Raw genomic sequence first — 5,796 nt, 5'->3', positions numbered from 1 at the left:
GAAGCCCTCGCGCAGCGCCTGCGCGGCGACCAGCAGCCGGTCCGGCGAAGGGATTGCTAGCGCCGCCTCTATCTCCGCCCGCGGAGCGCCGTAGAGCGCCTTCACGCCGTCGAGCCCTATGAGGCCCGTCTCCAGCCCCCGGAGCGCCTTCTGAAGGCTCTCGTGGAAGTTCCTCCCGATTGCCATCACTTCGCCGACCGATTTCATGGCAGTGGAGAGCGTCGCCTCGGAGCCGCGGAACTTCTCGAACGTGAAGCGGGGGATCTTGGTCACGACGTAATCGATCGTTGGCTCGAACGATGCCGGCGTACAGCCGGTGATGTCGTTGTCGATCTCGTCGAGCGTGTAGCCGACCGCGAGCTTGGCTGCGACCTTGGCGATCGGGAAACCCGTCGCCTTGGAGGCAAGCGCGGATGAGCGGCTGACGCGCGGGTTCATCTCGATCACGACCAGCCGCCCGTCCGCCGGATTTACTGCGAACTGCACGTTGGAGCCGCCCGTCTCCACCCCGATCTCGCGCAGGCAAGCGATGCTCGCGTTGCGCATGATCTGATATTCCTTGTCGGTGAGCGTCATCGCCGGAGCGACGGTGATCGAATCTCCCGTATGGATGCCCATCGGGTCAACGTTCTCGATCGAGCAGATGATGATGGCGTTGTCCGCGCGGTCGCGGACCACCTCCATCTCATATTCCTTCCAGCCGAGCACAGATTCCTCGATCAGCACTTCGGTGGTGGGCGAGGCTTCGAGCCCGCCGGTGACGATCTGGACGAATTCGTCGCGATTGTAGGCGATGCCGCCGCCCGTGCCGCCGAGCGTGAAGCTCGGCCGGATGATCGCCGGCAGCCCCGTCACCTCCAGCGCCTGCACCGCCTCCTCAAGGCTGTGCGCGATCGCCGAGCGCGGGCTTTCGAGCCCGATCTTCGACATCGCATCGCGGAACTTGAGCCGATCCTCCGCCTTCTCGATCGCCTCGGCGTCCGCGCCGATCATCTGCACGCCGTACTTCTCCAGCGTGCCGTCCTTGAACAAGGCCAGCGCCGTGTTGAGCGCTGTCTGCCCGCCCATCGTCGGAAGCACCGCGTCGGGCCGCTCCTTCTCGATGATCTTGGTCACGAATTCGGGCGTGATCGGCTCGATATAGGTGGCGTCCGCAAGCTCCGGATCCGTCATGATCGTCGCCGGATTGGAGTTCACCAGGATGATACGATAGCCCTCCGCCTTCAGCGTCTTGGCCGCCTGGGTCCCCGAATAATCGAACTCCGCCGCCTGCCCGATAACGATCGGCCCGGCGCCAATGATGAGGATGGAGGAGATGTCTGTGCGGCGGGGCATTAGAACTCCCCTCCACAGCTACCAATGAAGTAGCTCACGGTTTCCATTCGATTCGTCTCACCGATCGAGATCGCTCTCGATGCTTCTCCGTCCGGGATATCTCCATGCGTCCATACAGTGATGGATAATTCCTTGTGCTTGGTTCTAAATTCAAGCGAACTGTTGAAGCGTCCTGTCACCCGCTCCGCATAGACCACATCACTTCCGGGGCCTGAAAGACCCTTTACCTGCCCTGAAAAACGATCTCCGGTAATTATCCCCTCCAACTGAAAGGAAACAGGATCGCGGGCCTCCGGTGGGACCGGCAATGTGGCATCCACTCCTTGTACGACCGCCATCGAGCCGACATTCCGAAAGCCGCAAAAGAACGGTTTGGAACGCGAATGCTGGGGACCGTCGGATGGCACCGAACAGGCGCCAAGTGCCAGAAACACAATCGCGATTGCCCTCACGAAATTGACCCGACGAACTTCTCAAACAGATACGTACTATCCTGCGGCCCCGGGCTCGCCTCCGGGTGATATTGCACGCTGAACGCGGGCCGATCCGTAAGCTCCATTCCGCAATTCGAGCCGTCGAACAGGCTCACATGACTTTCGCGCACGTTCGGCGGAAACGTGTCCCGGTCCACCGCAAAGCCGTGGTTCATGCTGGTGATCTCGACGCGGCCGTCCTCGAGCCGCTTCACCGGATGGTTGGCGCCGCGGTGGCCCTGGTGCATCTTCACCGTCTTCGCGCCCACAGCCAAACCAAGCAGCTGATGCCCTAGGCAGATGCCGAACAGCGGCTTCCCCGTCTCCAGCAGCTGCCGGATGACCGGCACCGCATATTCCCCAGTCGCCGCGGGATCCCCCGGGCCGTTGGAGAGGAAGATGCCGTCCGGCTTGTGCGCCATCACATCCTCGAACGTGGAGGTGGCGGGGAGCACCGTCACCCGCGCGCCCGCATCGGCAAGGTTCCTGAAGATGTTGCGCTTCGAGCCGTAATCGATCGCCACCACGTGCGGGCGGCTCTCGTCTTCCTCATGCTCCCCATAGCCCGTCCCATGCTTCCAGCGACCGCCCGACCAGCGGAACATCTGGTGGCAGGAAACCTCCTTGGCGAGGTCCATCCCCTCCAGCCCCGGCCAGTCCCGCGCCCGCTTCAGCAGCGCATCAAGGTCGAACTCGCCTCCCGCATTGTGGGCAATCACGCCGTTGGGAGACCCCTGCTCCCTGATCCTCCGCGTCAGCGCCCGCGTATCGACCCCGGAGAGACCGATCCGCCCGTTGGAGCGCATCCATTCGACGAAGCCGGTGACGGCGCGGTAATTGCTCGGCGCGGTTACGTCCTGGCGAACGATGCAGCCTAAAGCGAACGGATTGTCCGCCTCCAGATCCTCGTAATTCGCGCCGACATTGCCGATGTGCGGGAAGGTGAAGGTGATGATCTGCGCGGCGTAGGAGGGATCGGTCATCACCTCCTGATATCCGGTCATCGCGGTGTTGAAGACGATTTCGCCGACCGCCTCGCCCCCCGCTCCGAAGCCCCTGCCCCAGACCACGGTCCCGTCGGCCAGAACCAATACGCCCGTCGCTCCTTCAGGCGCAGGCGTGGTCGTGGCGTCGGCCATGGTGGCGGGCACTCCGTTCGAATTGTCGCGATGTCGCTAAGGCTCGTTCGCTAGGGACCGGGCCGGGCAGCGTCAATCTATTAAAATTCGGGTGGCCCGGCTAATCTGGCCGCTTTCCCGAGGCAGCGACGAGATATTATGATTCGCGACGACATCAAGGCTGCGCTGGTCTCCGCAATGAAGGGCGGCGACAAGCAGCGCACCGCCACCATCCGCCTCATCCAGTCGGCGCTGAAGAACCGCGACATCGAGCTCCGCACCGGCACCGCACCCGCGGACGACGATGCGACCGTGACGGAAGTCCTCCAGAAGATGATCAAGCAAAGGCGGGAATCGATCGCCCTCTATGAGCAAGGGGGCCGGGCCGAACTCGCCGAAGCCGAGAAAGCGGAAGTGGCCGTGATCGAGCAGTTCCTGCCCGCTCAGATGAGTGAGGAGGAGACGAAGGCGGCGATCGATTCGATTGCGACGGAGCTCGGCGCCTCGTCCGTGAAGGACATGGGCCGAGTCATGGCCGCCCTCAAGGAGCGCCACGCCGCCCAGCTCGACATGAGCAAGGCCAGCGCCCTCGTGAAAGCGCGGCTCTCCGCCTAAGCTGGAGAGGTGAGCCTTTCCCCGCAGTTCCTGGACGAGGTCCGCGCCCATACGCTGCTTTCGGCGCTGATCGGGCGCAGCGTGAAGCTCACCAAAGCGGGGCGCGAGTACAAGGCCTGCTGCCCGTTCCACAACGAGAAGACGGCAAGCTTCTACGTCAATGACGAGAAGGGCTTCTACCATTGCTTCGGCTGCCAGGCGCATGGCGACGCGATCCGGTTCCTGACCGATGCGCGCGGGCTTCCGTTCATGGACGCGGTGAAGGAGCTGGCCGACGCGGCGGGGCTCGAAGTGCCCGCCCCCGATCCGCGGGCGCAGGCCAAGGCCGAGCGTGCGAACTCCCTCTACGACGTCATGGAGGCGGCGCAGCGCTGGTATGAGGAGCAATTGGGCGGGCTCGAAGGCGCCGAGGCGCGCGCCTATCTGGAGAAGCGCGGGATCACCGATGCCACCCGCCGCCGCTTCGGCTTCGGCTACGCCCCCGACAGCCGAAGCAAGCTTCGCTCGGCGCTGAGCAGCTTCGGCAACGACAAGCTGGTCGAGGCGGGCCTCCTGATCCAGCCCGAGGAGACGGGACGCGAGCCCTACGACCGGTTCCGCGGCCGCCTCACCTATCCGATCCGCGACCGGCGCGGGCGGGTGATCGCCTTCAGCGCCCGAATCCTTGGTGCCGGCGAGCCCAAATACCTGAACTCGCCCGAGACCCCCCTGTTCGACAAGGGACGCAGCCTCTTCAACCTCGATCGCGCCGCCACCGCCAGCCGCCAGGCGAAGCGCGTGATCGTGGTCGAGGGGCAGATGGACGTGATCGCGCTCGACCAGGCCGGGATCGGCGAGGCGGTGGCGCCGCTCGGGACCGCGCTCACCGAAACGCAGCTCGGCTTGCTGTGGCAGCTCTCGCCCTCCCCCATCCTCTGCTTCGACGGCGATTCGGCCGGCGAGAAGGCGGCGGTACGGGGCGCTTTGCGGGCGCTTCCCCATGCGGGGCCCGGCCGCTCGCTCGGCTTCGTCACCCTCCCCGCAGGCCAGGATCCCGACGACCTCGTCCGCTCCAGGGGCCGGGGAGCAATGGACGCACTGCTCGAACGGCCCGAAACCCTGGTCGAGCGGATCTGGCGCCACGAGAGCAATGCGGAGCCGCTGACGACGCCGGAGCAGCGCGCGGGCCTCCGCCGCCGCCTGCTCGACCTCGCCGCGACGATCGCCGATCCGGACGTTCGCGATCAGTACAAATCGGAGCTGCTCCAGCGCTTCAACGAGCTGACGAGGCCGAAGCCGCGCGAATGGACGCCGCGCTTCCAGGGCCGCGGCCAGCCCCAGCCGCAGCGCCCCGCCTCGGCCGGCGCAAAGGCGGTTGGAAGCGGCGGCCTCGGCGCCCAGCTCACCCGCTCGGTGATGCAGGGGCTGCTCCGCTTCCCCGAGGTGATCGCAGGCCATTCCGAAGCGATCGCCGCGCTCCCCCTCTCCTCGCGAAGCGCCGCCAAGCTGCGCGATGCGCTGCTCTCCGCCGCCCTCCTCCACGGCGAGCTTGATCCAGGTGAGCTAAATACCATATTGGCCGACACGGGCGCGGCTCACCTTGCGGAGGAGCTGCGCTCGCAGAAAAGTTTGGCCTTCTCCTTCACCCGTCGCGATGCCGATCCGGAACGTGCGAGCCGAGACCTCGTTCTGGTCATCGACACGTTGGCGGCACGGCCCGGACTGGATGCTGCCCTAGAGGCGGCGACGGCCCGGCTGAAGGAAGAGGGTGACGAAGCCGCCTTCCAGGAGCAGCAACGGCTCCGGGCGGCGCGGGACGAGGCTGACAGGCAGCTGGCGACGCTTATCGAGGCGAACGCGGCTGAGCAGGATTAAGGCGTGCGAATGGCGAAGACGAATACGGCCGAGACCAGTGAAAAGCCGGACGGCGGCGATGCCCCACTCATCGATCTCAACGAAGCTTCGCTCAAGAAGCTGATCGCCCGCGCCAAGAAGCGCGGCTACATCACCGTCGACGAGCTCAATGCCGGCGTCGGCGAGATGAGCACCGACCAGATCGAGGACGTGATGTCCGCTCTGTCGGAAATGGGAATCAACGTCGTCGAGAATGAGGAAGCGGACGAGGACGAGGCGGCGGAGCCGGACCTCGAGGCGGGGCTGGACGACGGCTCGGACGGCGGCGGCGAGGGCGAGCGCTTCGTCGTCGAGAAGAAGAAGGAGACGGTCGACCGCACCGACGATCCCGTCCGCATGTACCTTCGCGAGATGGGCGCGGT

At 65.4% G+C, this 5,796-nt stretch carries 6 protein-coding genes; 3 read left to right on the top strand and 3 right to left on the bottom strand.

All coding sequences use genetic code 11. The features are described 5' to 3' along the window. The 3 genes from carB to carA all read right to left on the bottom strand — a co-directional run. The coding region (gene carB / locus VF662_RS04390; RefSeq protein WP_464138116.1) for a carbamoyl-phosphate synthase large subunit at positions 1-1,335 on the bottom strand (1,335 nt) is incomplete at its 3' end. Continuing rightward, entirely contained in the window at positions 1,335-1,787 is a 453-nt protein-coding gene (locus VF662_RS04385; protein WP_464138113.1) for a hypothetical protein, read from the bottom strand. The genes carB and VF662_RS04385, both read right to left, overlap by 1 nt. Next, the gene (carA, locus tag VF662_RS04380; RefSeq protein WP_464138111.1) at positions 1,784-2,947 is read right to left on the bottom strand and encodes a glutamine-hydrolyzing carbamoyl-phosphate synthase small subunit; all 1,164 of its coding nucleotides are present in this window, start codon (positions 2,945-2,947) and stop codon (positions 1,784-1,786) included. Before carA ends, VF662_RS04385 begins: the two co-directional genes overlap by 4 nt. A gap of 138 nt (positions 2,948-3,085) precedes the next feature. Here carA and VF662_RS04375 point away from each other — a divergent pair, with 138 nt between their 5' ends. The 3 genes from VF662_RS04375 to VF662_RS04365 all read left to right on the top strand — a co-directional run. Next, complete coding sequence (locus VF662_RS04375) at positions 3,086-3,541, top strand: GatB/YqeY domain-containing protein (protein WP_464138109.1); 456 nt, start codon at positions 3,086-3,088, stop codon at positions 3,539-3,541. A 9-nt stretch (positions 3,542-3,550) separates the two neighbouring features. Further along, positions 3,551-5,395, top strand: coding sequence for a DNA primase (gene dnaG / locus VF662_RS04370; RefSeq protein ID WP_464138105.1), 1,845 nt, complete (start codon positions 3,551-3,553; stop codon positions 5,393-5,395). Between the two features lie 9 nt (positions 5,396-5,404). Next, positions 5,405-5,796, top strand: a 392-nt coding sequence (locus tag VF662_RS04365; protein WP_464138103.1) for an RNA polymerase sigma factor region1.1 domain-containing protein, incomplete at its 3' end; no start/stop codon positions are given.

The sequence above is a fragment of the Allosphingosinicella sp. genome, from assembly GCF_036387215.1.
Classification (GTDB): domain Bacteria; phylum Pseudomonadota; class Alphaproteobacteria; order Sphingomonadales; family Sphingomonadaceae; genus Allosphingosinicella.
Note: the sequence above shows the minus strand (reverse complement) of the source record. Positions and strands in the feature narration are given on the sequence as shown.